At 71.9% G+C, this 23,520-nt stretch carries 22 protein-coding genes; 5 read left to right on the top strand and 17 right to left on the bottom strand.

Annotated features, from left to right (window positions below; genetic code table 11):
* Positions 1-181 precede the first annotated feature (181 nt).
* Entirely contained in the window at positions 182-583 is a 402-nt protein-coding gene (locus tag ABZ794_RS28825; RefSeq protein ID WP_238690196.1) for a hypothetical protein, read from the bottom strand.
* Between the two features lie 146 nt (positions 584-729).
* Here ABZ794_RS28825 and ABZ794_RS28830 point away from each other — a divergent pair, with 146 nt between their 5' ends.
* A complete protein-coding gene (locus ABZ794_RS28830) occupies positions 730-1,974 on the top strand; it encodes a cytochrome P450 (RefSeq protein ID WP_210785340.1) in 1,245 nt (414 codons plus the stop codon).
* A gap of 48 nt (positions 1,975-2,022) precedes the next feature.
* On the opposite strand, the gene ABZ794_RS28835 is transcribed toward ABZ794_RS28830, so the two are convergent.
* Both ABZ794_RS28835 and ABZ794_RS28840 read right to left on the bottom strand, forming a co-directional pair.
* A complete protein-coding gene (locus ABZ794_RS28835; RefSeq protein WP_357518474.1) occupies positions 2,023-3,192 on the bottom strand; it encodes a zinc-dependent alcohol dehydrogenase in 1,170 nt (389 codons plus the stop codon).
* Positions 3,189-3,827, bottom strand: a complete 639-nt coding sequence (locus ABZ794_RS28840) for a cyclase (protein ID WP_357518476.1) — start codon at positions 3,825-3,827, stop codon at positions 3,189-3,191. The genes ABZ794_RS28835 and ABZ794_RS28840 overlap by 4 nt, the downstream gene beginning before the upstream one ends.
* Positions 3,828-3,985: 158 nt before the next feature.
* On the opposite strand from ABZ794_RS28840, the gene ABZ794_RS28845 reads away from it, so the two are divergent.
* Positions 3,986-5,065, top strand: a complete 1,080-nt coding sequence (locus ABZ794_RS28845) for a glycosyltransferase (RefSeq protein WP_357518477.1) — start codon at positions 3,986-3,988, stop codon at positions 5,063-5,065.
* A gap of 106 nt (positions 5,066-5,171) precedes the next feature.
* Here the strand turns inward: ABZ794_RS28845 and ABZ794_RS28850 are convergent, their stop codons facing one another.
* Genes ABZ794_RS28850 through ABZ794_RS28860 form a run of 3 tightly spaced genes read right to left on the bottom strand, consistent with a single transcriptional unit; the run spans position 5,172 to position 7,130 of the window.
* Positions 5,172-5,789, bottom strand: coding sequence for a DUF3618 domain-containing protein (locus ABZ794_RS28850; RefSeq protein ID WP_210785336.1), 618 nt, complete (start codon positions 5,787-5,789; stop codon positions 5,172-5,174).
* Positions 5,786-6,253 (bottom strand): phage holin family protein, encoded by a 468-nt coding sequence (locus ABZ794_RS28855; protein ID WP_210785335.1) that lies wholly within the window; start codon positions 6,251-6,253, stop codon positions 5,786-5,788. The genes ABZ794_RS28850 and ABZ794_RS28855 overlap by 4 nt, the downstream gene beginning before the upstream one ends.
* A gap of 31 nt (positions 6,254-6,284) precedes the next feature.
* Complete coding sequence (locus ABZ794_RS28860) at positions 6,285-7,130, bottom strand: hypothetical protein (RefSeq protein ID WP_357518479.1); 846 nt, start codon at positions 7,128-7,130, stop codon at positions 6,285-6,287.
* Between the two features lie 230 nt (positions 7,131-7,360).
* On the opposite strand from ABZ794_RS28860, the gene ABZ794_RS28865 reads away from it, so the two are divergent.
* Together ABZ794_RS28865 and ABZ794_RS28870 are read left to right on the top strand one after the other, a co-directional pair.
* On the top strand, positions 7,361-7,852 hold the full coding sequence (locus ABZ794_RS28865; RefSeq protein WP_210785333.1) for a DUF4383 domain-containing protein: 492 nt from the start codon (positions 7,361-7,363) through the stop codon (positions 7,850-7,852).
* A gap of 66 nt (positions 7,853-7,918) precedes the next feature.
* Entirely contained in the window at positions 7,919-8,578 is a 660-nt protein-coding gene (locus ABZ794_RS28870) for a DUF6766 family protein (protein ID WP_238690201.1), read from the top strand.
* 30 nt (positions 8,579-8,608) lie between these two features.
* Here the strand turns inward: ABZ794_RS28870 and ABZ794_RS28875 are convergent, their stop codons facing one another.
* The 11 genes from ABZ794_RS28875 to ABZ794_RS28925 all read right to left on the bottom strand — a co-directional run bounded on the left by ABZ794_RS28875 (position 8,609) and on the right by ABZ794_RS28925 (position 21,860).
* Positions 8,609-9,058 (bottom strand): GNAT family N-acetyltransferase, encoded by a 450-nt coding sequence (locus ABZ794_RS28875; protein ID WP_210785331.1) that lies wholly within the window; start codon positions 9,056-9,058, stop codon positions 8,609-8,611.
* A gap of 70 nt (positions 9,059-9,128) precedes the next feature.
* The gene (gene obgE, locus ABZ794_RS28880) at positions 9,129-10,595 is read right to left on the bottom strand and encodes a GTPase ObgE (protein ID WP_210785330.1); all 1,467 of its coding nucleotides are present in this window, start codon (positions 10,593-10,595) and stop codon (positions 9,129-9,131) included.
* Positions 10,596-10,691: 96 nt separating this feature from the next.
* Positions 10,692-10,946, bottom strand: coding sequence for a 50S ribosomal protein L27 (rpmA, locus tag ABZ794_RS28885; RefSeq protein ID WP_007464062.1), 255 nt, complete (start codon positions 10,944-10,946; stop codon positions 10,692-10,694).
* A gap of 11 nt (positions 10,947-10,957) precedes the next feature.
* Entirely contained in the window at positions 10,958-11,272 is a 315-nt protein-coding gene (rplU, locus tag ABZ794_RS28890; RefSeq protein ID WP_007464063.1) for a 50S ribosomal protein L21, read from the bottom strand.
* Between the two features lie 166 nt (positions 11,273-11,438).
* The gene (locus tag ABZ794_RS28895; protein WP_210785329.1) at positions 11,439-11,921 is read right to left on the bottom strand and encodes a hypothetical protein; all 483 of its coding nucleotides are present in this window, start codon (positions 11,919-11,921) and stop codon (positions 11,439-11,441) included.
* Between the two features lie 116 nt (positions 11,922-12,037).
* The gene (locus tag ABZ794_RS28900; RefSeq protein WP_357518482.1) at positions 12,038-15,160 is read right to left on the bottom strand and encodes an Rne/Rng family ribonuclease; all 3,123 of its coding nucleotides are present in this window, start codon (positions 15,158-15,160) and stop codon (positions 12,038-12,040) included.
* A 131-nt stretch (positions 15,161-15,291) separates the two neighbouring features.
* Positions 15,292-16,104 (bottom strand): TIGR03936 family radical SAM-associated protein, encoded by an 813-nt coding sequence (locus tag ABZ794_RS28905; protein WP_210785327.1) that lies wholly within the window; start codon positions 16,102-16,104, stop codon positions 15,292-15,294.
* A 156-nt stretch (positions 16,105-16,260) separates the two neighbouring features.
* Positions 16,261-17,649, bottom strand: a complete 1,389-nt coding sequence (gene mycP / locus ABZ794_RS28910; RefSeq protein ID WP_238690203.1) for a type VII secretion-associated serine protease mycosin — start codon at positions 17,647-17,649, stop codon at positions 16,261-16,263.
* 10 nt (positions 17,650-17,659) lie between these two features.
* Positions 17,660-19,147 carry a hypothetical protein gene (locus ABZ794_RS28915; protein ID WP_357518485.1) on the bottom strand — a complete coding sequence of 496 codons (1,488 nt, stop codon included), beginning with the start codon at positions 19,145-19,147 and terminating at the stop codon, positions 17,660-17,662.
* Positions 19,148-19,157: 10 nt separating this feature from the next.
* Positions 19,158-19,598 (bottom strand): hypothetical protein, encoded by a 441-nt coding sequence (locus ABZ794_RS28920; RefSeq protein ID WP_210785324.1) that lies wholly within the window; start codon positions 19,596-19,598, stop codon positions 19,158-19,160.
* Between the two features lie 261 nt (positions 19,599-19,859).
* Complete coding sequence (locus ABZ794_RS28925) at positions 19,860-21,860, bottom strand: TIGR03960 family B12-binding radical SAM protein (RefSeq protein WP_357518487.1); 2,001 nt, start codon at positions 21,858-21,860, stop codon at positions 19,860-19,862.
* A gap of 425 nt (positions 21,861-22,285) precedes the next feature.
* Here ABZ794_RS28925 and ABZ794_RS28930 point away from each other — a divergent pair, with 425 nt between their 5' ends.
* Positions 22,286-23,326, top strand: coding sequence for a hypothetical protein (locus ABZ794_RS28930; protein ID WP_357518489.1), 1,041 nt, complete (start codon positions 22,286-22,288; stop codon positions 23,324-23,326).
* Positions 23,327-23,520: the final 194 nt, after the last annotated feature.

Raw genomic sequence — 23,520 nt, forward strand, 5'->3', positions numbered from 1 at the left:
CCGGGCGGTGGGGGACCCTTTGGGGGCGGGCGCCCTGCCCGGTTTTTTCCACGGGCTCTCCCGGGCCCCCCCGTCCGGGGGGGGGGGCCCGCCGGGGCGGGCGCGGTGGGCCGGCCCCCCGCCACGGCCACGCTGGCACGTTGGCCGGCGCACCCCCGGACCGGCCGTCCAGGGCCGGTGGTCAACCATCGCCGGGGACGTCGCCGTCGCCCCAGCCGAGACCACCCGGGCCCGGGGCGTGGTGGAAGCCCGGGTGGTCGGCCACGTCGACGCAGCGCTCGCCGTCCGGGCCGACCGCGCCGCAGAACAGCCGCTCGGCCCGCTGCCAGGCGTCCGCCGGTGACAGGGCCGCCGCACCGAGTGCCACCTCCGAGCGGAGCAGGCTCAGCGCCTCCGCGTACGCCACGGCCAGCTCGCGGGCCTCGGCCGGGCCGGGCGCGGTGAAGCCCAGGTGCACTGTGAAGAACCGGTGCGGACGGGTGGGCCGCCGCGGCGGCCCGATCAGTGACCGCCCGTCGCGGCCTGCGCCGAGTGCCCCGGCCGCTCGCCGCTGCCGCCAGTGCGGCGATCTGTTGTCGCGCATCCGCCCTCCCCGTGCTCGTCCCACCAGCAGCAAACCAGGTTCCGCCGCCCCTGGGAGGGGCCAGCCGGGCGGGGTTCAGCGGCGTGGACGGGGGTAAGCGCACCGGCAAACGGCGACCAGCCGCACCTGCGCGTGAGGAGAACCCGATGGCGACCATGCCGGCCGACCGCAGCCCGGACAGCACCCTCGCGTTGCTCCGCGCCGGTTACCGGTTCATCGGCGAACGCTGTGAGCGGTACGGCAGCGACGTCTTCAAGACCCGGATCCTGCTCGCCCCGACCATCTGCCTGCGCGGCCGGCCGGCGGCGGAGCTGTTCTACGACAACGACCGCTTCCAACGCGCCACAGCTATGCCGCTGCGCGTGCAGCGGACCCTGACCGGGCGGGGCGGGGTGCAGGGGCTGGACGGGCCGGAGCACTCCGACCGCAAGGCCATGTTCATGTCGATCATGACACCGGCGGCGATCCAACGGCTCGGTCAGCTCTTCGACGACGAGTGGCGGACCCGGGTCGCCGCCTGGGAGGGCGCCGGCCCGGTGTCGCTCTACGACGAGCTGGGCCGAATGCTGACCCGGGTGGTCTGCGCCTGGGCTGGCGTGCCGCTGCCCGCGTCGCAGGTCGAGCGCCGCGCCGTCGAACTGCACGCCATGATCGAGGCTCCGGCCGTGCTGGGACCCCGGCACTGGAGGGGACAGCTGGCCCGGTACCGCGCCGAACGCTCGCTCACCGATCTCATCGAACGGACCCGGGTCGGTTTCGCTCCGGCACCGGCCGGTAGCGCCCTGGCCGTGATCGCCGAACACCGGGACGGGCGCGGCAACCTCCTCCCCCGGCGGATCGCGGCGGTGGAGCTGCTCAACGTGCTGCGCCCGGTGGTCGCCGTCGACCAGTACCTGACCTTCGCCGCGCTCGCCCTGCACGACCATCCGGCCTGGCGGGAACGGGTCCGTGACGGCGAAGCCACCGAGCAGTTCGTCCAGGAGGTACGCCGCTACTACCCGTTCTTCCCGATGGCGGCGGCCCGGGTCCGGCGGTCCTTCGACTGGCAGGGCCACCACTTTCCGCGCGGCCGGCGGGTGCTGCTCGACCTCTACGGCACCAACCACCACCCGACCCTCTGGCCGCAACCGGAGCTGTTTCGCCCGGAGCGGTTCGCCGGCCGCCGGGTGGACCCGTTCGAGCTGATCCCGCAGGGTGGCGGCGACCACTGGGGCGGGCACCGCTGCGCCGGTGAGTGGATCACCATCGACCTGATGAAGCGGGCGGTCACCAACCTCGTCACCACCATGCGTTACGACGTTCCCGTCCAGAACCTGGCCCTGGATCTGCACCGGATGCCAGCGCTGCCGCCCCTCGGGCTGACCATCACCAACGTGCGCCGCGCCGGCTGACCCCGCCCCGCCGATCGCGGCGACCGGCGAGGCGGGTACGCCCAGCCGTCAGGGATGCAGGACGCTGCGCAGACAGCCGTCCTCCTTCTTCTCGAACAGCTCGTACCCCTGGGCCCCCTGCTCCAGGGAGAGCGGGTGGGTGGCCAGATAACCGGGGTCGATCTCGCCGGCGGCGAGCCGGTCGAGCAACATCGGGATGTAGCGCTGCGCGTGCATCTGCCCCATCCGCAGCACCAGGGCCTTGTTCATGGCAGCGCCGAGCGGAAACTTGTCGACCAGACCGGCGTACACACCGACGATGCTCACCGTGCCGCCCTTGCGGCACGCCATGATCGCCTGGCGGACCGAGGTCGGGCGGTCGGTCTGCAACCGCGCCGCCTGCTTCACCCGGTGGTACGCGTAGGTCGGTCCGACGTCGTGCGACTCCATCCCGACGGCCTCGATGCAGGCGTCCGGCCCGCGCCCGGCGGTCAGCTCACGCAGCGCCTCCAGCACGTCCGTCTCCGCGTAGTTGATCGTCTCGACCCCGATCCGTTCGGTCGCGGTCTTGAGCCGATCCGAAAATCGGTCGATCATGATGACCCGCTCGGCGCCCAGGAGTTGCGCCGAACGGGCCGCCATCTGACCGACTCCACCGGCACCCCAGACGGCCACCACCTCGCCGCCGGTGAACCCGCAGAAGTCCGCCGCCATCCACCCGGTGGGCATCGCGTCGGAGGCGAACACCACCGAGTCGTCCGGTACCCCGTCGGGTACGGCGAAGGCGCCGATGTCGCCGAACGGCACCCGGATGTACTCGGCGTGTGATCCCGAGTAGCCGCCGGCGGCGTGCGAGTAGCCCAGGATGCCGGCCGGCGAGTGTCCCCACAGCTTCTCGGTGAACACCGGCTGCGGATTGGAGTTGTCGCAGAGCGAGTACTGCTCGGTCCGGCAGTACCAACAGCCACCGCAGGCGACCACCGACCCCACCACCACCCGGTCGCCGACCCGGTGCCGCCGTACGCCGGGCCCGGTCTCCACCACCTCGCCCATGAACTCGTGGCCGAGGATGTCCCCCTCCCGCATCGCCGGCAGGTACCCGTTGATCAGGTGCAGGTCGGAGCCGCAGACGCTGCTGGCCCGGACCCGGACGACGATGTCCCCCTCGGCGCGGATCTGGGGCTCCGGCACGTCCCGGACGGCCAGCTTGCCGACGCCTTCCCAGCAGAGCGCCCTCATGCCCGTCCTCCCGTCATCAACGTCTCCCGCACCTTGTCGGTCGCCTTCTCCTGGGCGGGGCTCCGGCCGGACGGGTCGTCCCGGGTGTCCACCACCTGGCCACACTCGATCAGCGCCTTCACCCGACGCAGCGCGTCCCGCAGCGCCAGGTCCGGCTCGTCGCCGCCGACCAGGCCGGCCAACCGACGCACCGGACCGGAGCAGTAGCGCAGCTCGGCGCGGATCTCGGTGCCCCGGCCCTGAGGTGCTTCGGTCAGCTCGATCCGACCCAGCTGCGGTGTCGGCCCGTCCTCGACCCGCCACCGCAGGGTGCCCGTCCCCTCGACGGTGATCTCGGCCTGCCACTGCGTCTCACCGCCGGCCCGGTCGCGGGCCACGCACCGCCAACGCCGCTCGTCGAGCTGCTGCAACGTGGCCCACCCGGCCAGCGCGCGGTCCAGCCGTTCGCGGTCGGTCCAGAAGCCGATCACCTCGTCCCGGGACCGGTCCACTGTCACCCCACGACGCACCACGTACCAACCGTCCTGCCGCTCCGGCTGATGCCGGTGCCGACGGCGGGCCACCGCACGCCCCACGCCGACGGCCGTCGCCGCGGTGACGCCGAGCAGCGCCCACCTGGTTCCGTTGTTGGTCATCACGTCTCTCTCCTCCACCCGCACAACCGGGCATGGACAGCTCTTGAGCGCAGCGCTACCCGGGCTCCGGCAGTCGAAACGACCCATTGTTTGATCGACGGAAATGCGGGCAGATGCTGCTCAACACCGACCGCGACCCTGGCCGCCACGGAGTTGCCATGTCCTCGTTCAGCCCTACTGGAGACGCCCGGCCCGCCACCCGCCGGTCGGCGGTCGCGCACAAGGGCGCCGGCACGTCGCCGGTCCGCCTACCGATGACGTACGTGCTGCCGCTGCGCTGGGACAGCGACACCGGCCTGGCCGAGCTGACCGACTACCTGCGCTGGCTCGGTGACCGGGTCGAGGTGCTCGTGGTCGACGGCTCACCTCCGCCCCTCTTCGCCCGGCACGCCGAGGCGTGGCGGGGCCTGGCCCGGCACCTTCCACCGGATCCGAGCGAGCGTGGGCTCAACGGCAAGGTGCTGGGCGTACACACCGGCGTCCGCGCGGCCGGCCACGAGCACGTGGTGATCGCCGACGACGACGTCCGGTACGACGAGTCCGCGCTGGCCGCGGTGCATCGGCTGCTGGGCCGGGCGGACCTGGTACGACCGCAGAACTACTTCGACCCGCTGCCCTGGCACGCCTGGTGGGACACCGGCCGCACGCTGCTCAACCGGGCGCTCGGGACGGACTACCCGGGCACCCTTGCCGTGCGGCGCAGCACCTTCCTGGCCATGGGCGGGTACGACCCGGACGTGCTCTTCGAGAACCTGGAGCTGATCCGCACTGTGCGCGGGTACGGCGGCACCGAGGCCGCCCCGGCCTGGCTGTACGTCCGCCGACTGCCTCCGGACGCCGCGCATTTCCGTGGTCAACGGGTCCGTCAGGCGTACGACGATCTGGCGCAGCCGGCTCGCCTGCTGACCGCGCTCGCGGTGCTGCCGGCGCTGGCGGCGGCGGTCGCGTCGCGCCGCCCCAGGCTGCTGCTCGGCGCGGCGGCCGGTGTCGTCGCCCTGGCCGAGACGGGTCGCCGCCGCGCCGGCGGCACCCGGGTGTTCCCGCCGGCCACGGCGCTGGCGGCCCCACTCTGGCTGCTGGAACGCGGTCTGTGCGGCTGGCTGGCGGTCGGCCAACGCCTCCTGCTGGGCGGAGTCCGCTACGGCGACACCCGAATCCGCCGAGCCGCCAACCCCGCCCCGCGCAACCCACGTCTCCCCGCGATCTTGCACTTTCGGTCGGGACAAAACCGCCGTTAGACCCACAGAACACCAGCCGAAACCGCAAGATCGGCGCTGGCTTCGACGCGACAGCTCGCGGGCACCGGAGGGTGACCGCGAGCTGTCGTGCTGGGTTGAGGGTGGGTCAGGGGGTGGCGTGGTCCTTGACCTGGTGGGCGGCGGACTTCGTGTCGTCCCTGACCGCGTGCACGGCGTCCTGAGCGGTGGACTTCACCGACTCGGCGGCCTGCTGGGCCGGCTCGCGCAGCTCGCCGGCCACCTCGCCCAGCTTCTCCTTCACGGCCCCACTGTGCTCGCTGACCTTGGCCTTCACCTGGGTGGCGGCCTGCTGCTCGCGCCGGGAGGCCGGGATCAGCGACGAGGCCAGCCAGCCGACCCCGAACGCGATCAGGCCGGCGGCGAGAGGGTTGCCCTGGGACTTCTGCCGGATCACCCGCGGGGCGCTGTGCGCGGCGTCGCTGACAGTGGTCGCCGCCGACTGCGCGGCGTCGCCGACGCTGGAGGCCGCCGACGAGGCGCGGTCGCCCACCGAGTGGGCGGCCTGGCCGGTGCCGTGGCCGAGGTCAGACGCGGTTCCCATGACCTTGTCCCTCACATTCTGCAGAGCGGAACGGGCCCGCTGCTTGCGGTCGTCGACGATGCGGCTGGGGCTGACCTTGTACGCCAGCGCATCCACATCGGAGCTGAGGCTGTTACGGGTGGCTTCGATCTCCCGGCGGATTTGATCGGGATCGGTGCTCATCGGGTGACTCCCTCCGGGTGCGGCTTGAGCGCGTCGGGGATCCGCTGCACGCTGTCGTTGGTCTGTTTGAGCCCGCGTACGTGCTGGGCGTTCTTCTTGGCCATCGAGTAGAGGACCGCGGCGACCACGGCCCAGATCACGGCCACGATCAGCGCGGCCAGGCCGGAGTCCATGACGTTGTCCAGGAACTGCCAGATGGCGATGGACACGAAGAGGGCCACCATGTAGCCGCCGAAGCCGGCACCACCGAAGAGGCCCGCGGCCTTGCCGGCCTTCTTGCCCTCCTGCCGGATCTCGGCCTTGGCCAGCTCGACCTCCTGGCGCATCAGCGTCGACAGGTCGGCGGTGACCTGACGCATCAGGTCACCCAGCGAGCTGCCCTTCACCTCCGACGCGGTGTGCGGGGCACCCGCGTCAGGGTGGTAACCGGAGTCCAGCCCGGACCCCTGCGTCGGCATGCTCATGCCGTCGCCTCCCTTCGGATGACTCGGCGGCTCACGGGCGAGGGCTGCCGCTGGACGGCACGCCCGGCAGCGGATCGGTCTGGGTCACCGGCGGCAGCGGCTGGCCGGTGCCGGAGTGCTCCGGGTAGTCGCCCCGACCCGGCTCGGCGGAGCCGCCGGGCGCCGGGTCGGCGTAGGTACCGGGCGTCTGGTCGGTGTAGCCACCGGACGTCGGCGGGGTGTGCGTACCGGGGGTCGGGTCGAGGTAGCCGCCCGGCGGAACGGCGTCCGGCACCGCGCGGGGCGCCGGCGGCTGCGTCGGGATCACTGCGGTCTGCTCCGGGTCGTACGCCCCGGCGCCCCGGAAGGTCGAGGAGCCGTTGCCGGAGTCGTCGCCGGCGGCCGAGATGCCACGGGTCAGCCGACCGGCCAGCACACCGAGCACCGCTGCGCCGACCAGGAAGGTGCCCGGGCTACGCCGCGCGTAGTCACGTACCTCGGTGATCAGGTCGCCGGGCTCGCGCTGCTCAAGCCAACCGGCGGCGCCCTGCACCCGGTCGGCGGCCTGGCGGGCCAGCTCGGTCACCGGGCCGGCCTGGCCACCCTGCTCGGCCATCGAGCGCATCTCGTCGGCCAGCGAACGCAGCCCACCGGCGGCTCGGCGCTGCTGCTCACCGGTCTGGCTGGCGAGTTGGCTGCGGGCCTCGCCGTACAGGTTGCGGGCCTGCCGGGCCGCCTCACGGCCGACCTCGGTGCCCTGCTCCTTGGCGGTCTGGGCGACCGCGCCACCAGCCTGCGCGGCCTCCGACCCGACCTGGCGCGCCTGGTCGCGGACGCCACCGCCGTTGGTCGACTGCTGCCCGTACGTGGAAGACGTAGGTGAAAGATCGTAAGTCATGATTTCCCTTCCGCTCAGAAAGTCGTAGCGGTTGTGCTGGGGGGATGCGGCGCGTTGCCGCCGCCGCTGACCATTCACCTACCCTGCGTTTCGGCTTCCATACCTCTTCGTGCATTTATCTGCGCGGCCCACCGGTTGGTCTTCAAAATGGAGGATCGTCGGGCTGCGTCACGTCGCCGCTGCGGACAGTGAGGTTCGCGAAGGTTGGCAGATCCACGGAGGGGGCAGCGATGGCACGAGACGCACGAGGCGGCCGAGCGGCCGGCCCTCGACCCCGGGTCCAGCTGGCCGCGCTGGTCGTGGCCGGGGTCTTCCTGCTGATCGGCGTCCTCGGCTTCATCCCCGGCATCACCACCGACTACGGCGAGCTGCGGTTCGCCGGGCACCACTCGGACGCCCACCTGCTCGGGCTGTTCCAGGTGTCGATCCTGCACAACGTGGTGCACCTGCTCTTCGGGCTGGCCGGCCTGGTGCTGGCCCGCAGCGTCGCAGGTGCCCGCGTCTTCCTGGCAGCCGGTGGCGCGATCTACCTCGCTCTCTGGCTGTACGGCCTGGCGATCGAGGCGGTCAACCCGGAGGGCGGGGCGAACATCCTGCCGGTCAACGACGCCGACAACTGGCTGCACCTCGCTCTCGGCTTCGGGATGCTCGCGCTCGGGCTGCTCCTGTCGAACCAGGCCGGCACCGGCGGACGCCTGGACAGCCCCGCCGAACGGCACTGAACTGGACCTTTGTGGTTTCGAGGTCACGCCCGCAGGGGTAAGTCGACCGGCGAAGGAGGTGCGATCATGCCTCGTTGGCTGCGTGACAACGCCCTGGCCGTCGCCATGCTGGGGGCGTTCCTGGTCTTCCTGGTGTTGCAGAGCGTCTTCGGCTGGCAGACCCACAACGAGGAGCTGACCGAGTTCGGGGCCGCGCCGTTGAGCTGGCCGTCGTACCTGACCACTGGGCACTTCGCCGAGGCGGTCTTTGAGAACTGGGAGTCCGAGTTCCTCCAGATGGGCGGTTACGTGCTGCTCACCGCGTACCTGGTGCAGCGGGGCTCGGCCGAGTCGAAGCCGATGGACCAGACCGACCGACCGGAGGACGACGAGCGCCGGGCGACCCCGCAGTCACCCTGGCCGGTACGTGTCGGGGGCCTGCCGCTGGTGATCTACCGGAACAGCCTCTCCCTCGCGCTGCTGCTGATCTTCGCCGGTTCGTTCGTCGGTCACCTGTTCGGTGGCACCGCGGCGTACAACCAGGAGCAGGCGCTCCAGAGCGGGGCACCACCGATCGGGGTGTGGGACTTCCTCGGCACCAGCGACTTCTGGTTCCAGTCCATGCAGAACTGGCAGAGCGAGTTTCTGGCGGTCGGCGCGCTGATCCTGCTGAGCATCGTGCTGCGCCAGCACGCCTCGCCGGAATCGAAGCCGGTGACCGTCGAACACGCCAGCACCGGCGCCTGAACCGGCGACGCGGCGGCGGCTACGCGGCCGTCAGGCCGCGACCGGCAACCGCTTGGCGAAACAGACGCTGTACGAGTTGCCCACGTACTCGCCGTAGACCGGGATCTGCTGGTAGCCACACGCGGTGTACAAGGCGATGGCGGCCGGCAGGTAGCTGCCCGTCTCCAGGCAGACCACCGAGTGCCCCTGCCGGAACGCGCACTCCTCCAGCGCGGCGAGCAGCTGACGACCGATCCCCCGCCCCCGGTACGCGGGCCGCACGTACATCCGCTTGACCTCGCCGGTCTCGGCATCGAGCGCCTGGAGCCCGCCGCAGGCGACCGCCCGACCGTTCACCACCACCGCCAGGTAGCGGACGTCGTCATGGGGGACGAAGACCTGCCCGTCCAACCCGCCGTCGGCCTCGCGCAGCTCACGCTGCTGCGCGATGACCATGGCGGCGATCTCCGGATCGGTGGCAGGCCGGGACTCGATCAGCATCACCCCACGCTAGGAGGCGTGGATTTCGGGGAGGTTTCCGGAAATCAACCCCACCACGGAGCGCAACGAACTACTCGGCGTCGTCCTCGTCGTCGATGTCGTCGTCGGACGCGTCCGCGCCCAAATCGTCGGCCGAGCGGACCCGGCGAGCCTTCCGGGCGGCGAGCCGGTCCGCGGCGGAGGCCCGGTTCGACTTCTCCTCCAGGCGGACGTCGGTGCCCCGGTTGCCGGGTACGAAGTCCACACCGGCGAAGAGGGTCGGCTGCCAGTCGAACTCGCGCACGCCGATCCGGACCAGATCGCCGGGCTGCGCGCCGGCCTTGGCCAGCTTGTCCTCCACCCCGAGCCGGGCCAGTCGGTCAGCCAGGTAGCCGACCGCCTCGTCGTTGTCGAAGTTGGTCTGCTTGACCCAGCGCTCCGGCCGGACACCACGCACTGTGAATGAGCCGTCCGCCTCGGCCGTGATGGTGAATCCGTCGTCGTCCACAGCGATCGGGCGGATGACGATACGGGTCGGCTCGGCGGGCGGAGCGGCCTTACGCTCTGCGTCGACCAGATCGGCCATCGCGTAGGTCAGCTCCTTGAGCCCCTCCCGGGTGGCTGCGGAGACCTCGAACACCTGGTAACCGCGTTCCTCCAGGTCGGGGCGCACGATCTCGGCGAGGTCGCGGCCGTCCGGCACGTCGATCTTGTTGATGGCGACCAGCCGTGGCCGGTCGGTGAGGCCGCCGTACTGGCTCAGCTCGGCCTCGATGGCGTCGATGTCGGCCACCGGGTCACGGCCGGGCTCCAGGGTCGCCGAGTCGATGACGTGCACCAGCACGGCGCAGCGCTCGATGTGCCGCAGAAACTCCAGGCCCAGACCCTTGCCGGTGGCCGCGCCGGGGATCAGGCCCGGCACGTCCGCGACGGTGAAGGTGTGGTTGTCCATCCGGACCACGCCGAGGTTGGGCACCAGGGTCGTGAACGGGTAGTCGGCGATCTTCGGCTTCGCGGCGGAGATCACCGAGATCAGCGACGACTTGCCGGCGGACGGGAAGCCCACCAGGCCCACATCGGCGACGCTCTTCAGCTCCAGCACGATGTCCAGTTGGTCGCCGGGCTCCCCCAGCTCGGCGAAGCCGGGCGCCTTGCGCTTGGCGTTGGCCAGCGAGGCGTTGCCCCGCCCGCCGCGCCCGCCGCGGGCGACCTCGAACGTGGTGCCGGCACCGACCATGTCGGCCAGCACGGTGCCGTCGGAGGTCTGCACCACGGTGCCGTTGGGCACCTTCAGCACCAGGTTGTGGCCGTTGGCCCCGTCCCGGTTCGAGCCGGCGCCGCCCTTGCCGTTGTCGGCCTTGACGTGCGGGTGGAAGTGGAAGTCGAGCAGCGTGGTCACCTGCGGGTCGACCACCAGGGACACGCTGCCCCCGTGCCCACCGTTGCCGCCGTCCGGCCCACCGAAGGGCTTGAACTTCTCGCGGTGGATCGAGGCACAACCGTGCCCGCCATCGCCGGCCTGCAGATGCAGAACGACCCGGTCAACGAACGTTGCCACGGCGTCAATCCTTCCAGCGAGGCTCGACCTCGCACTTCGCTTAAAAAGGCTAAGCGGGCCGGGACCCGGAGGTCCGCGGCCCGCTTAGCCCGAGAACTACTGCTGCGGAACGATGCTGACGGTCTTGCGACCGCGCTTGGTGCCGAACAGGACCGCACCGGCGGACAGCGCGAACAGCGTGTCGTCGCCGCCACGGCCGACCAGGTCACCGGGGTGGAACTTGGTGCCACGCTGCCGGATGATGATCTCACCGGCGCTGACGACCTGACCACCGAAGCGCTTCACGCCGAGTCGCTGGGCCGCGGAGTCACGACCGTTACGCGAGCTGGACGCACCCTTTTTGTGAGCCATTGGAGGACGACCTACTTCCCGCTGGAGATGCCGGTCACCTTGACCTGGGTCAACGGCTGGCGGTGACCCTGGCGCTTGTGGTAGCCAGTCTTGTTCTTGAACTTGTGGATCCGGATCTTCGGGCCCTTGGTGTGCGCGGCGATTTCGCCGGACACCGCGACCTCGGCAAGCTTCGCCGCGTCGGTCACCAGGTCGTCACCGTCGACGAGGAGCACCGCGGTGAGCTTCACCGCGTCACCGGGGGCACCGGTGAGCTTCTCGACCTCGATCACGTCGCCCTCGGCGACCTTGTACTGCTTGCCGCCGGTCTTGACGATCGCGTACATCGGAGGCGGACTCCCTGTCGTTGAGGCTGCTGGCGGTCGTTCCCGCAGCGGCTCGCCGGGTAGCAGTGCACGGCGGCGCGGGCACACGGGAACTCGGCACACCAAAGGTGGGCCGCAGGCAAGAGTACGCCATCGCTGGCCCGTACCCCAAACCGGCCCGCCCTGGTCAGCGCGCGCAGAGCTGGTCGAGGCGCTGCTGGAGCCGGTCGAGTTCGGTCTCGTCGATCGCCTCGACGTCGGCACCGAGCGCGGAAACCTCGGTGCCGAGGTCGGTGAGCAACGTCTTGAGCTGCGGATCGTCGGTCCGCTCCGACTGCTCCCGCAGTACAGTCCGCCAGCCCGCCAGCGCCGCCTCGGCCCGTCCCCGGGCAGCCTCGGCCGTACGGCTGTCCCCGGCGCCCACCGCGGCGAGCATCCGACCCAGCTCCGCCACGTACGTCCGGACGGCAGTGGTGCTGGCCTCCTGCGCGGCGGCGCAGACCTGGGTGGCGTTGCCGCCCGCCACACCACCGCTGGCCGGCATGCCGGTCGGGCCGGGAGGGGTGCCAGCGGCCGCCGGGCCAGCGCCGTCGGCGGTCCCACCGGTGGAGCAGCCGGCCGCGCCGGAGAGCATGGTGAGCAGCGCGGTGACCGCGAGCAGACGGCGCATCTTCTTCTCCTGACCTGGGACGGCCGATCGAGGACCGGGTGGCCACAACGACGAGGTCCCTCCCCCGTCACTTTGCCGGGAGAGGGACCTCGTCAAACACGTGGCCGGTCAGGCGCTCAGGGGCGGGTCCGCCGACGGGCTCCACCGCGGCGCGACCGGCGACGGCCGCCACCGCCCTCGGTGGTCTCCTCGTCGCCCTCACCGTCAGCGAGCGCGTCCGGGTCGTCAGCCGCGGCCAGCCGAGCCGACTCACCCTGCTGAGCGTCGGAGATCGCCGGTGCGGCGGCGGTGTCCGACTCGTAGCGGGACAGGTCGTAGCCCATGGTGTCCTGGTAGTCGGTGCCCGGCTCGGCCGTGGTGTCGGTGTCGACGACCTCGACCGCGGTCCGCTCGGCCGCGGCCGGGGCGTTCTTGCGCGCCCGGCGGCGGGACGAGGTGGCACCCTGCTCCGCAGCCGGAGCGGGAGCCACCGCCGAGGCGACCGCCTTGACCTTCTCCCCCGCACCGGCGGGACGCGGCTTCTCCGGCACCGGCTCGGTGTGGATGATGACGCCCCGGCCCTTGCAGCACTCGCAGGTCTCGCTGAACGCCTCCAGCAGGCCCGCGCCGATCCGCTTACGGGTCATCTGCACCAGGCCGAGCGACGTGATCTCGGTGACCTGGTGCTTGGTGCGGTCCCGGCCCAGGCACTCGGTGAGCCGGCGCAGCACCAGCTCACGGTTCGACTCCAGCACCATGTCGATGAAGTCGATCACCACGATGCCGCCGATGTCCCGCAACCGGAGCTGACGGACGATCTCCTCCGCCGCCTCCAGGTTGTTGCGGGTGACCGTCTCCTCCAGGTTGCCCCCGGAGCCGGTGTACTTGCCGGTGTTGACGTCGACGACAGTCATCGCCTCGGTGCGGTCGATCACCAGGGAGCCGCCGGAGGGCAGGAAGACCTTGCGGTCCAGACCCTTGATGATCTGCTCGTCGATCCGGTACTCGGCGAACACGTCGCTCGTGCCGACGTGCCGGCGCACCCGGTCGACCAGGTCCGGAGAGACGTGCGACAGGTACGACTCGACGATGTCGTACGACTGCTCGCCCTCGATCACCAGCTCGCGGAAGTCCTCGTTGAACAGGTCCCGGACCACCCGGATGACCAGGTCGGGCTCCCCGTAGAGCAGTGCCGGGGCGCCACCCTCGGCGGCCTTGGCCTGGATGTCCTCCCACTGCGCCTGGAGCCGCTTGACGTCACGGGCCAGCTCGTCCTCGGTGGCGCCCTCGGCGGCCGTCCGGACGATCACGCCCGCGCCGTCCGGGACCAGCTTCTTGAGCACGTCCCGCAGCCGCTTGCGCTCGTTGTCCGGCAGCTTGCGGCTGATCCCGGAGGCGTTGCCGTTGGGAACGTAGACCAGGTGTCGGCCCGAGAGCGCGATGTGGCTGGTCAGCCGTGCGCCCTTGTGCCCGATCGGGTCCTTGGTGACCTGGACCAGCACCGAGTCGCCGGAGCGCAGCGCCTGCTCGATCGAGCGGGCCCGCCCCTCCAGCCCGGAGGTGTCCCAGTTGACCTCACCGGCGTACAGCACGGCGTTGCGGCCCCGACCGACGTCGACGAACGCGGCCTCCATGCTCGGCAGCACGTTCTGCACCTTGCCGAGGTACACGTTGCCGGCCATCGTCCCGGAGGAGTTGCGGGTGACGTAGTGCTCGACCAGCACGCCGTCCTCCAGGACGGCGATCTGGGTGCGGTCACCGCGCTGGCGGACCGCCATCACCCGGTCGACGGCCTCCCGGCGCGCCAGGAACTCCGACTCGCTGAGGATCGGCGGGCGGGTACGGCGCTGCTCCCGACCGTCCCGGCGGCGCTGGCGCTTGGCCTCCAGCCGGGTCGAGCCGGACACACCCTGCACCTCGTCGACGTTCCGGCGCGGCTCGCGGATCTTCACCACGGTCGGCACGCCGTCGTCCGCCGCGCCCTCGGTGTCGCCGGCGCCACGACGGCGACGACGACGACGACGACGGGTCAGACCGTCCCCGCCCTCGGACTCCTCGTCCTCGTCGGCCTCGGCCTCTGCCTCGGCGGTCTCTTCCTCGTCGGCCTGCGCCGCCTCGTCGGACTCCTCGTCCTCGGCGTCGTCGGCCCCGCCCTTGCCCCGGCCCCGGCCCCGGCGACCACGCCGGCGGCGGCGGCGCGCGGCGGCGCTGTCCTCGTCGTCCTCATCCGCCTCGGCGGCCTCGTCGGCCTCCTCGGTCGGCTCCTCTTCGGCCTCGATGGCCTCGATCGGCTCCACCGGCTCGACCTCGCGGCGACCGCGCCGACGGCGGCGGGACGGCTCGGCGGCCTCCTCGACGGCCGGCTCCTCGGTCGTCGCGGCGGGCTCCACCGGTCGGGTCACCGGCACGGCGTCCGGCTGGGGTGCCATGAACAGCACTGTGGGCGCGGAGAGGGCGGCGCGCCGGCGACGGGTACGCGGCTGCTCCGGCTCGATCTCGGCCGGCTCGTTCGGCTCATCCGTCACACCGGAGACGGCCACACCCGGTGGCACCTCGCCGGAGCGGTTCTGCGCACCACTGCTCCAGGCCAGCTCGGCGGCGGACGTGCTCGGGAGGGCCGGGGAGTCGTTCAACTCGGCCTCGGCCTCGCGCAGGTCGGACTCCGCCGGCTCCTCGGCGACGTCCGGCTCCTCGACGAGCGGCTCCTCGACCGCGACCGGCTCCTCGACCGCGAGCGGCTGCTCGGTGGCGGGCGGCTCCTCGACGGCCGCCGGCGTGGCCTTCTTCCGCCGGGTACGGGTCACCTTGACCGGCGGCACCACCTCGGCCGAGGCCGCCTCCGCAGAGGCGGCGACCAGCGGCTCCTCGGCGGTCGTCTCGACGGGGGTGGCCTTGCGGCGGCGCCGGGGGGTCTTCGGTGCGACGTCCAGGTCGCCGGAGACCGGGGCGAAGACCTCCGCCTGCGGCGACTCGACGTTGCCGGCGCCACCGCTGGGCGCCTCGATCGGGGCGTCGGTCTGCTCCGGCTGGTTGAGCGGGGCGGCCCGACGACGGGTCGCCCGGGTGCGCCGCACCGGCGCGGCCGGTTCGGCGGCCTCAGCGGGAGCGCTCTCCGCGCCGGCCGGTTCCATCGAGGCCGACCCGACAGCGGTGGTGGAGGTCTCGACGGCGGCGCCGTCGGCCGTGGTGCTCTGGTCGGCGGTGTCACCGGCCGGCTGTGAACCGGTCCGTTCGCCGCCCTCGGGCTCGTTCTCGAGCATGGACGTTCTCCAGTTCTGGCTAGCCCGGGCGCGGGTGAGCGCTGCCACGCAGGGTCGCCGCAAAAGTGTTTCCGCCGGGCGCGCGTGGTGCGCGACCGCCGAAGTCTGCCTGCCAGAACACCGACCGTCGGTCAGTGCCCAACGATGGCTGCCCCGTCGCGGTCCGCATCCAACGGATCCACGATCGCACCCTGCGCGGTCAACGTGCCCTGAGCCAGCCGTGTCACCCTCGGCGAAACCGGCGGCTCCAGGTCGGCCACCACGCGGAGGCCGGAAAGGACGTCATCGGGCCGTACGGACGGGGTGACCTGCCGCACGACCAGTTCGAGTATCGCACACGGTACGGCCGGCGCCCCGGAAGGCGTCGGCGTAGGCAGCTGGACATCGATCGATATCACCGCGGCTCGGGCGTCGAAAGTGCGTCGACCCTGCTTCGTCATCCGCTCGACCAGCACTTCCTCGGCCGCGACGAAGGCGTCCACCGCGGCGCGCAGCACCGCCGTGTCGACCTCAGGCAACTCGATGTGCCAGTGCGACGCCTCGATCCGGTCCGGCAGGTTGCCCCCTTCGGCGATCACGGCGTCCAGAACATCCAGCCCCGGCGAGAGCGCGGCGTCCAACGCGGCGCGCAACGCCTCCGGGTCGACGGCCGCCTGAAGGGCGATTTCCAGGTATTCCGCCTCGCTCGCCACCCCGGTCGGCGCGGCGCTGGCGTAGGAGATCTTCGGGTGCGGGTGAAACCCCTGGGAGAAGGCGACCGGCACGGCGGCCCGGCGTAGCGCGCGCTCGAACGCCCGGGCGAAGTCCCGGTGCGAGGTGAATCGCAGCGGTCCGCGCTTGGCGTACCGGATGCGGACGCGCTGGACGACCGGTGCCTGGCCGCCCTCGGGTTGAGGCTTCTTGGCGATCGTGGGCTCCTCGGGTGTACCTGCGTGTCCGCCCATCCTGGCGCAGGGCTCGTGGCGGTACGCAGCCGGGGCGGCCGAATCACCAGACAGACGGTCACAAAACGGTCGTCAGGGTCGCGACCACCCGGCACGAAAGCCGATGGCCGGCCGGTGACGCGGAGGTCACCGGCCGGCCACCGTGAGGCGGACCGGTTACCGCTCCCTCGGCGGCGCGGGCGGTGACCCGCCCGGCGGCGGGCCGTAACCGGAGGGAGGGGTGTAGCCCGAGGGCGGGGCGTAGCCGGAAGGCGGGGCATACCCGGGTGGAGGCGGGTAGCCCGGCGGTGGCGCGTAACCCGCGTCAGGCGGCGGGTACGCGCCCTGGGCCGCCCGGTCGAGCAGCTCGTCCGGGATGTCGGCGGCCCGGGCCGCCTCCCGCCGGTACCGGCGGCGGTTCCAGATGAGGAAGACCACGAGACCCAGCAGCAACACCAGCACCACGGCGATGCCGATGCCGACCACCATGACCTGCTGGTCGGTGGGGCCACCGCGATCGCCGTGCTGGGTGACGTCGAACTCCTCGTCCGGGCCCCCGGCACGGGCCGGGCCCGGGTCGGTCGCCGCCGCGGCCGGGTCGAGCAGCGGGTTGACGGTGACCGGTGGCACGTTCGCGGTCAGCGCCTTCATCGGGTCGATCACCCCGAAGCCGTACTGCGGATCTCGCCCGGACGGGCCCGCGTCCCGCGCGGTCCGGATGATCCGGTTGATCACGCTCGGAGCACTGAGGTCCGGGTACTTGGCTCGGATCAACGCGGCCAGAGCGGAGACGATCGCACTGGAGTCGGAGGTGCCGTCACCCCAGCCGTAGCCCCCCTCGTTGGTGACGTTGTACACGCTGTCGCCGGGAGCGGCGACCACCGCCTCCGGCCCCTGGACGGAGCCGGACCAGAACGCGCCGCCCTTGGTCGTCCCGGTCACCGCGATCACACCGGGGGTGTTGGCGGGCTTGCCCACTGTGGTGCGGCCCTGGGCGGTGTTACCCGCGGAGGCGACCAGGACGACGTCACGGTCCAACGCGTACTGGATTGCGCTCTTCTGCACGGGATTGGCGAAGCCGGGGCCACCAATGGATATGTTGATCACTTTGGCCCCGCCGTCGACGGCCATCCGGATGCCCCGGGCAATCCCGGCGTCGGTGTAGACGCCGTCCTCCTTGCGCATCTTGATGGGCAGGATCTTCGCGCCGGGGGCGATGCCGTCCACCCCGTCGCGGCTGGGTTTCGCCGCGATGATGCCGGCCATGTGCGTGCCGTGCCCGACCTCGTCGGCCCGGCCGTCTCCGGAGGCGCCGTAGCTGCGTCCACCGGGAAGCACCTGACCTCGCAGGTCCGGGTGGCTGGCCTCGACGCCAGTGTCGACCACGGCCACGACCACGCCCCGCCCGGTCGAGATCTTGTGCACCTGGTCGATCCGGAGCTCGTCCAGATACCACTGCTCGGCCCGACGGGGCGCGGCGGCCGCCGGTTGAGCGACCCCCACCACCAGGAACCCCGCCAGGAGACAGGCGACTACCGGCCGGAGGCCTCCGAGGTTCACCCTCATCCGTCCATCCTCATCGAAGGACACCCGGGGACGCCCCGTCACCAGGGCCCCACGGATCGTCATCCTCAGTCAACCACGACGAGTGCTCGGAGCCGGTGCCGCCACCCTGCCCGGCACCACCCGCGCCGCCCATCATGCCGCCGCCCATCATTCCGGCACCGCCGACGCCGGCACCACGCGCGCCGCCCGCCATCCCGGCGCCACCGGCGGCCTGGGCGGTGCGCAACGCGTTCGCCGCGCTCGTCATCGGCGGCAGCTTTCCGTTGCCGCCACCCACCATGCCGGGGATGCCACCCACGCCGATCCCGGCACCGCCGCCGAGGCCACCGCCGGCACCGCCGCCGATCCCGCCGGCCGAGCCGACGCCGGCACCGCCGCCGAAACCACCGCCGGCGCCACCGAGACCGGCGCTGCCGACCCCGCCGCCGCCGATGCCGCCGCCCAGGCCGCCGACCCCGCCCGGGGTGGCGCCCGCCAGACCGCTGCTGTAGCCGGCGTCGCCGTCCGCGTAGCCCGGCAAGATGGAGCCCGTCGACGGGGGTGTGAGCTGACCCGTGCCGCCGGTGGGCGAGCCATCGCCGAGGCCACCGGGCCTGGTCGGGGAGAACGGGTCGACGGCGGACGTCGGACCGCCCGTGTCACCGATGCCCGGCGGCCTGCTGCCGATCGTGGGGCCGCCACCGCCGATGTCGGGCTTCCCGCCGAATTCGCCACCACTGATGTCGGGCCGCCCCGAGGGCGGGACCCGGGGGTCCCGACGGATATCGTCCTCTACGCCCGATCTATCCGGGCTGTTGATGGTGAGCTTGGGGCGCTCCGTATAGACCGCCTGGGGCAGCGGCGCCATCGCGGTGTTCGCCGCGTTCTGATTGTCGCGGTACCAGTTGTCGAGGTGGGCTCCGGTGTCCCACCAGCCGCCCCGCTTCTGGTCACCGGCCTGGCCGTCGACCTTCATCGTCGCTTCCAGGTCGTCGGCCTTGTCACGGAACGCGCCGTCGGCGTACGAGCCGGGGTTGTTCTGGTAGTCCTTGCGCAGCGCGGCGAGGAACCCCGACGAGCTCTCGCCGTCGCGGGCATCGTCGAGCTCGGTGCCGTTGGGCAGGCTCCACTCGTTGAAGCCGAAGTCGTCCATCAGCGGGATCGGGATCGTGGAGACCGACTTGCGGATGTCGCCCTCGATCCGCGTCAACGCGCCACTGACGTTCGTCGCGTCGGTGATCAGATCCTCGATCTGCTTACCGATCTTGCCCAGGTGCTCGCGGTACGCGTCACCACCGCTGCCCTTCCAACCGGCGAGCATCCCGGGCAGCCCGCCGACGTGCGGGCGCTCCTGGCCCGTCGCGATCGGACCGACGAACGATCGACCGACGAGCGCGTCCCGCAGTTGTTGCAGGCCGCTGGAGAGGTTGCTCCAGCCCGCTCCGACCGATCCGACCGTTTCCGGGTCCGCGGAGAGCGTCACCTCGCGAACGCACCGCTCCCAGGTTCCTCCAGCCATGACGTCCCCCTCAGGCCGTGTACGGGTAGGTGGGTGCGCCGCTGGCAGTGGGCGGCGGCGCCGCCGACTCCAGCAGCCGCTCGATCTCCTTGCCGTTGGCGCCGTTGCGCGCCTCGGTGTCGCGGAACGCCTTGGCGATCTCCTCGGTGCCCTCCTTGAGCGCGGCGAGCTTCTGGGAGAGCGTCGTGAGGTGCGCTTCCATGTTCGCCGTGGACACCTCCAGGGCCCGCCACTGCATGCGGGCGTCCTCGTACGCGCCGAAGGGAGTGCCGTTCGGGACGGTCTGGGCGTTGTTGCTGTCGCCCTTCATCCGCTCCTTGATGCGTTCCATCTCGTACTTGATGGTGTCGTCGATGTACTGCCTGAGCCGCTCGACGTACGTGGCGGCGGCGTCCAGGTCCTCGACGCTGACTTGCAGATCGCCGATGCTCGGCGGCGGGATGCTGCCCATGCGATTCCTCCCCCGTCCCCGACCCGCCGGGTCGGTCCATGTCAGACGCAGCGTATCGAGTCGGACCTAGTCGAGGCAGCCCCAGCCACCAGCACGTGGTAAAGATGGCGACCGATCTCGCGGAAGATCCGGTGCGGGCCGCCGTGCGGGCCGAGCCCGAACAACGCCAACGGGCCCGCGAGACGCGGACCCGTTGGGCGACATGTCGGATGTGGAGGGTGGTGGGTCACCGCCAGCCGGCGCTGCCCGAAGGCAGCACGGTCAGGGGTGCGAGTGCGAGTGGCCCGACGGGACCTTCATGCCGTTGCCGCCCAGCGGGGTGAGCGGCAGCAGTTTCTTGCCGGTGGGGCCGATCTGGATCTCGGTGTCCATCGATGGGCAGACGCCGCAGTCGAAGCAGGGCGTCCACCGGCAGTCGTCCTGTTCGAACTCGCTGAACGAGTCCTGCCAGTCCTGCCAGAGCCAGTCCTTGTCCAGGCCCGAGTCGAGGTGGTCCCAGGGCAGGACCTCCAGCTCGTCGCGCTGACGGGTGGTGTACCAGTCGAGGTCCACCCCGTACGCGGGCAGCGTCTCGGCCGCCGCGTCCACCCAGCGCTGGTACGAGAAGTGCTCGCTCCACCCGTCGAACCGGCCGCCGTTCTCCCAGACCTTGCGGATGACCGAGCCGACCCGGCGGTCGCCCCTGGAGAGCAGCCCTTCGATGAGCGACGGCTCGCCGTCGTGGTAGCGGTAGCCGATGGCCCGGCCCAGCGAGCGGTCCGCGTTGATGGCCTGCTTGAGGATCTTGAGCCGGTGGTCGATGACCTCCGGACGGTCCATAGCGGCCCACTGGAACGGGGTGTGCGGCTTCGGCACGAACCCGCCGATGGAGACCGTGCAGCGGATGTCCTTGGAGCCGGTCGCGGCCCGGCCGGCCCTGATCACCTCGTGGGCCATCTCGGCGATCTCGAGGACGTCCTCGTCGGTCTCGGTGGGCAGGCCGCACATGAAGTAGAGCTTCACCTGCCGCCACCCGTTGGTGTACGCGGTGACGACCGTACGGATCAGGTCTTCCTTCGACACCATCTTGTTGATGACCTTGCGGATCCGCTCCGACCCGCCCTCCGGGGCGAAGGTCAGGCCGGTGCGCCGCCCGTTGCGGGACAGCTCCTGCGCGAGGTCGATGTTGAAGGCGTCCACCCGGGTCGAGGGCAGCGACAGCGAGACGTTGGTGCCCGCGTACTGCTCGGCGAGGCCCGAGCACATGTCGCCGATCTCGGAGTGGTCCGCCGAGGAGAGCGACAGCAGGCCGACCTCGTTGAAGCCGGAGAACTCAAGGCCCTCGCGGACCATCTGCGCGACGGTGGTGATCGACCGCTCCCGCACCGGCCGGGTGATCATGCCGGCCTGGCAGAACCGGCACCCCCGGGTGCACCCCCGGAAGATCTCCACCGCGTACCGCTCGTGCACCGTCTCGGCCAGCGGAACGAGGGGCTTCTTCGGGTACGGCCAGGCGTCCAGGTCCATCGTCGTGCGCTTGTGCACCCGGAACGGCACGTCCGCGCGGTTCGGTACGACCCGCTGGATCCGGCCGTCCGGCAGGTAGTCGACGTCGTAGAAGCGCGGCACGTAGACGCTCTCGGTGCGGGCCAGCCGCAGCAGCAGCTCGTCGCGGCCGCCCGGGGAGCCCTCGGCCTTCCACTCCCGGACGATCGCGGTGATCTCCAGGACCGCCTCCTCGCCGTCGCCGAGCACCGCGGCGTCGATGAAGTCGGCGATTGGCTCCGGGTTGAACGCGGCGTGCCCGCCGGCCACGATCACCGGGTCGGCGTCGGTGCGGTCGGCGGCCAGCATCGGGATGCCGGCCAGGTCGATCGCGGTGAGCATGTTGGTGTAACCCAGCTCGGTGGAGAAGGAGATGCCGAACATGTCGAACCCGCGCACCGCCCGGTGCGCGTCGACGGTGAACTGCGGCACGCCGTGCGTGCGCATCAGCGTCTCCAGGTCCGGCCAGACCGCGTACGTCCGCTCGGCGAGGGTGTCGGGCAGCTCGTTGAGCACCTCGTAGAGGATCTGCACGCCCTGGTTGGGCAGGCCCACCTCGTAGGCGTCGGGATACATCAGCGCCCAACGCACGGTCGCCGCGTCCCAGTCCTTCGTCACCGCACCCAACTCGCCCCCGACGTACTGGATGGGCTTGGAGATCTGGGGCAGCAGCGGCTCGAGCTGGGACCATATGGAGTTGGTCGCGGCCGCGCGCGGCGTCGTGGACGGGGCACTCATGATGCCCAAGGGTACGCGTTCCTCCGGCGGCGGTCGCGCGCACGCCCGATCGCCGATGGTGGCGGCGCGGTATTAACCTCGGTTCGGCGCGAGAGGAGATTGCCGCGATGCCGGAGCCCCAGCCGGGAGCACGGCCGGCCGAGGGGAGCACCCCGGGCGCGGAGCCGGAGCGGGACCGGGCGGTCGCCGACGAGCCGACCTCCCCACCCGTACCCCCGGACCAGCCGGAACCCTCGGACCAGCCGGAACCCTCGGACCAGCCAGAACCCTCGGACCACCCGGAACCCCCGGACCACCCGGAACCCCCGGAACCCCCGGACCACCCGGACCGGCCGGAACCCTCGGACCAGCCGGAACCCTCGGGTCAGCCGGAGCCTGCCGCGACCGCGGAGGTCCCGGCGCCCAGGTGGAGCGGTTCTGCCCCGGTGCCACCGCCGCTGCCCCGCCGACCCGCCTGGGGCGAGTCGGCCGAGCCGACCCCGCCCCCGCCGGTGGCCGTCGGGCCGCCGGAGCACCAGACCCCGGTCGACCCGTGGGCCGGCGTGGACACCGGCGGCTGGGACCTGCCCTCCGCCGAGCTGCCCCCGCTGCCGCCCACGATGTCGTATCCGACGCCGCCGGACACCAGACAGTGGTCCGGGCCGCCCGCTCCTCCGGCCCCATCGCGGGACACCCGGCAGTGGTCCGGGCCGCCCGCTCCCCCGGCCGGGCCGTATCCGGTGCCGCCGCCGGCCGCCCCGAGCACACCCCGGGCCATCGGACCCCTGGTGCCGGCCCGACCGATGTCGCCACCCGCGCCACCCACGCCGCCGAAGGTGCCGAAGCAGCGCCGGGGTCGGCGATCCACCGCGCCACCGCCATCGCCGCCGCCCGGTTGGCAGGCCCCCAAGGGGTACGTGCCGGTGCCGGTCCGCCGACGACGCCGCTGGCCGTGGCTGCTGCTGCTCACCCTGGCCTGCTGTTGTGGCTGCCCCGCCTACTACGGGTTCCCGATCTCGGCCCAGTACCCGGCGCGCGCGGCCCTGCCCGTCCAGGTGGACGACCTCAGCCTGCGACAGGACAGCCGCAGCACGGAGACCGCCAAGAAGTTGGAGAACGAGGTACGCAAGGAGCACTGGCTGGCCGAGGACACGTTCGCCGGCGTCTACGCCACGACGAGCGGCAAGCGGGTGACGGTCTTCGGCGGCACCGGCTTCCGGCTGAGCCCGGAGTCGGACGCGGAGGCCGAGATCAGCCGGCTCACCAAGCAGTACGCGTTGGATGCCCCGGAGAGCGTGGACACCGGTGTGCGGGGCAGGCACGAACGGTGCGCGGTGGGTAGCGCCGACGGCAGTGCCGTGGTGGTCTGCACGTCGGTCGACCACGGCAGCATCGCCACCGGCGTGTTCACCCGACTCTCCGTCGCCGACAGCGCCGACCTGCTGGGCACCCTGCGCGCCCAGATCGTCCAGCCCGAGCGGGGCTGAGCCGCACCCCGGCCGGCCGGGGTGCGGTGGTCCGCACCCCGGCCGCCCGGCCCGCGCACGGGCGGCGGCAGTCGTGACGTAGCGTCACGGCGCACCGAGGCCACAAGATGCAGCTCGAAACACCACGCGGTCCAGGTTCACCCAGCAGTCGACCCTGGGAGCGAGCAACCGATTGGACTATCTAGTCCGCTAAG

It is taken from the genome of Micromonospora sp. NPDC047187 (assembly GCF_040643355.1).
GTDB lineage: Bacteria > Actinomycetota > Actinomycetes > Mycobacteriales > Micromonosporaceae > Micromonospora > Micromonospora salmantinae.

What these genes read in the sequence shown, in the direction of transcription:
- rpmA (WP_007464062.1), bottom strand. Translation starts at nt 10,946, where the DNA reads ATGGCTCACAAAAAGGGTGCGTCCAGCTCGCGTAACGGTCGTGACTCC.
- ABZ794_RS28850 (WP_210785336.1), bottom strand. Translation starts at nt 5,789, where the DNA reads ATGAGCACCGATCCCGATCAAATCCGCCGGGAGATCGAAGCCACCCGT.
- ABZ794_RS28900 (WP_357518482.1), bottom strand. Translation starts at nt 15,160, where the DNA reads ATGCTCGAGAACGAGCCCGAGGGCGGCGAACGGACCGGTTCACAGCCG.
- ABZ794_RS28915 (WP_357518485.1), bottom strand. Translation starts at nt 19,147, where the DNA reads ATGGCTGGAGGAACCTGGGAGCGGTGCGTTCGCGAGGTGACGCTCTCC.
- ABZ794_RS28895 (WP_210785329.1), bottom strand. Translation starts at nt 11,921, where the DNA reads ATGCGCCGTCTGCTCGCGGTCACCGCGCTGCTCACCATGCTCTCCGGC.
- ABZ794_RS28840 (WP_357518476.1), bottom strand. Translation starts at nt 3,827, where the DNA reads ATGACCAACAACGGAACCAGGTGGGCGCTGCTCGGCGTCACCGCGGCG.
- ABZ794_RS28835 (WP_357518474.1), bottom strand. Translation starts at nt 3,192, where the DNA reads ATGAGGGCGCTCTGCTGGGAAGGCGTCGGCAAGCTGGCCGTCCGGGAC.
- ABZ794_RS28860 (WP_357518479.1), bottom strand. Translation starts at nt 7,130, where the DNA reads ATGACTTACGATCTTTCACCTACGTCTTCCACGTACGGGCAGCAGTCG.
- ABZ794_RS28875 (WP_210785331.1), bottom strand. Translation starts at nt 9,058, where the DNA reads ATGCTGATCGAGTCCCGGCCTGCCACCGATCCGGAGATCGCCGCCATG.
- ABZ794_RS28865 (WP_210785333.1), top strand. Translation starts at nt 7,361, where the DNA reads ATGGCACGAGACGCACGAGGCGGCCGAGCGGCCGGCCCTCGACCCCGG.
- ABZ794_RS28825 (WP_238690196.1), bottom strand. Translation starts at nt 583, where the DNA reads ATGCGCGACAACAGATCGCCGCACTGGCGGCAGCGGCGAGCGGCCGGG.
- ABZ794_RS28845 (WP_357518477.1), top strand. Translation starts at nt 3,986, where the DNA reads ATGTCCTCGTTCAGCCCTACTGGAGACGCCCGGCCCGCCACCCGCCGG.
- ABZ794_RS28920 (WP_210785324.1), bottom strand. Translation starts at nt 19,598, where the DNA reads ATGGGCAGCATCCCGCCGCCGAGCATCGGCGATCTGCAAGTCAGCGTC.
- ABZ794_RS28855 (WP_210785335.1), bottom strand. Translation starts at nt 6,253, where the DNA reads ATGAGCATGCCGACGCAGGGGTCCGGGCTGGACTCCGGTTACCACCCT.
- mycP (WP_238690203.1), bottom strand. Translation starts at nt 17,649, where the DNA reads ATGAGGGTGAACCTCGGAGGCCTCCGGCCGGTAGTCGCCTGTCTCCTG.
- ABZ794_RS28830 (WP_210785340.1), top strand. Translation starts at nt 730, where the DNA reads ATGGCGACCATGCCGGCCGACCGCAGCCCGGACAGCACCCTCGCGTTG.
- ABZ794_RS28870 (WP_238690201.1), top strand. Translation starts at nt 7,919, where the DNA reads ATGCCTCGTTGGCTGCGTGACAACGCCCTGGCCGTCGCCATGCTGGGG.
- ABZ794_RS28905 (WP_210785327.1), bottom strand. Translation starts at nt 16,104, where the DNA reads ATGGGCGGACACGCAGGTACACCCGAGGAGCCCACGATCGCCAAGAAG.
- rplU (WP_007464063.1), bottom strand. Translation starts at nt 11,272, where the DNA reads ATGTACGCGATCGTCAAGACCGGCGGCAAGCAGTACAAGGTCGCCGAG.
- ABZ794_RS28925 (WP_357518487.1), bottom strand. Translation starts at nt 21,860, where the DNA reads ATGAGTGCCCCGTCCACGACGCCGCGCGCGGCCGCGACCAACTCCATA.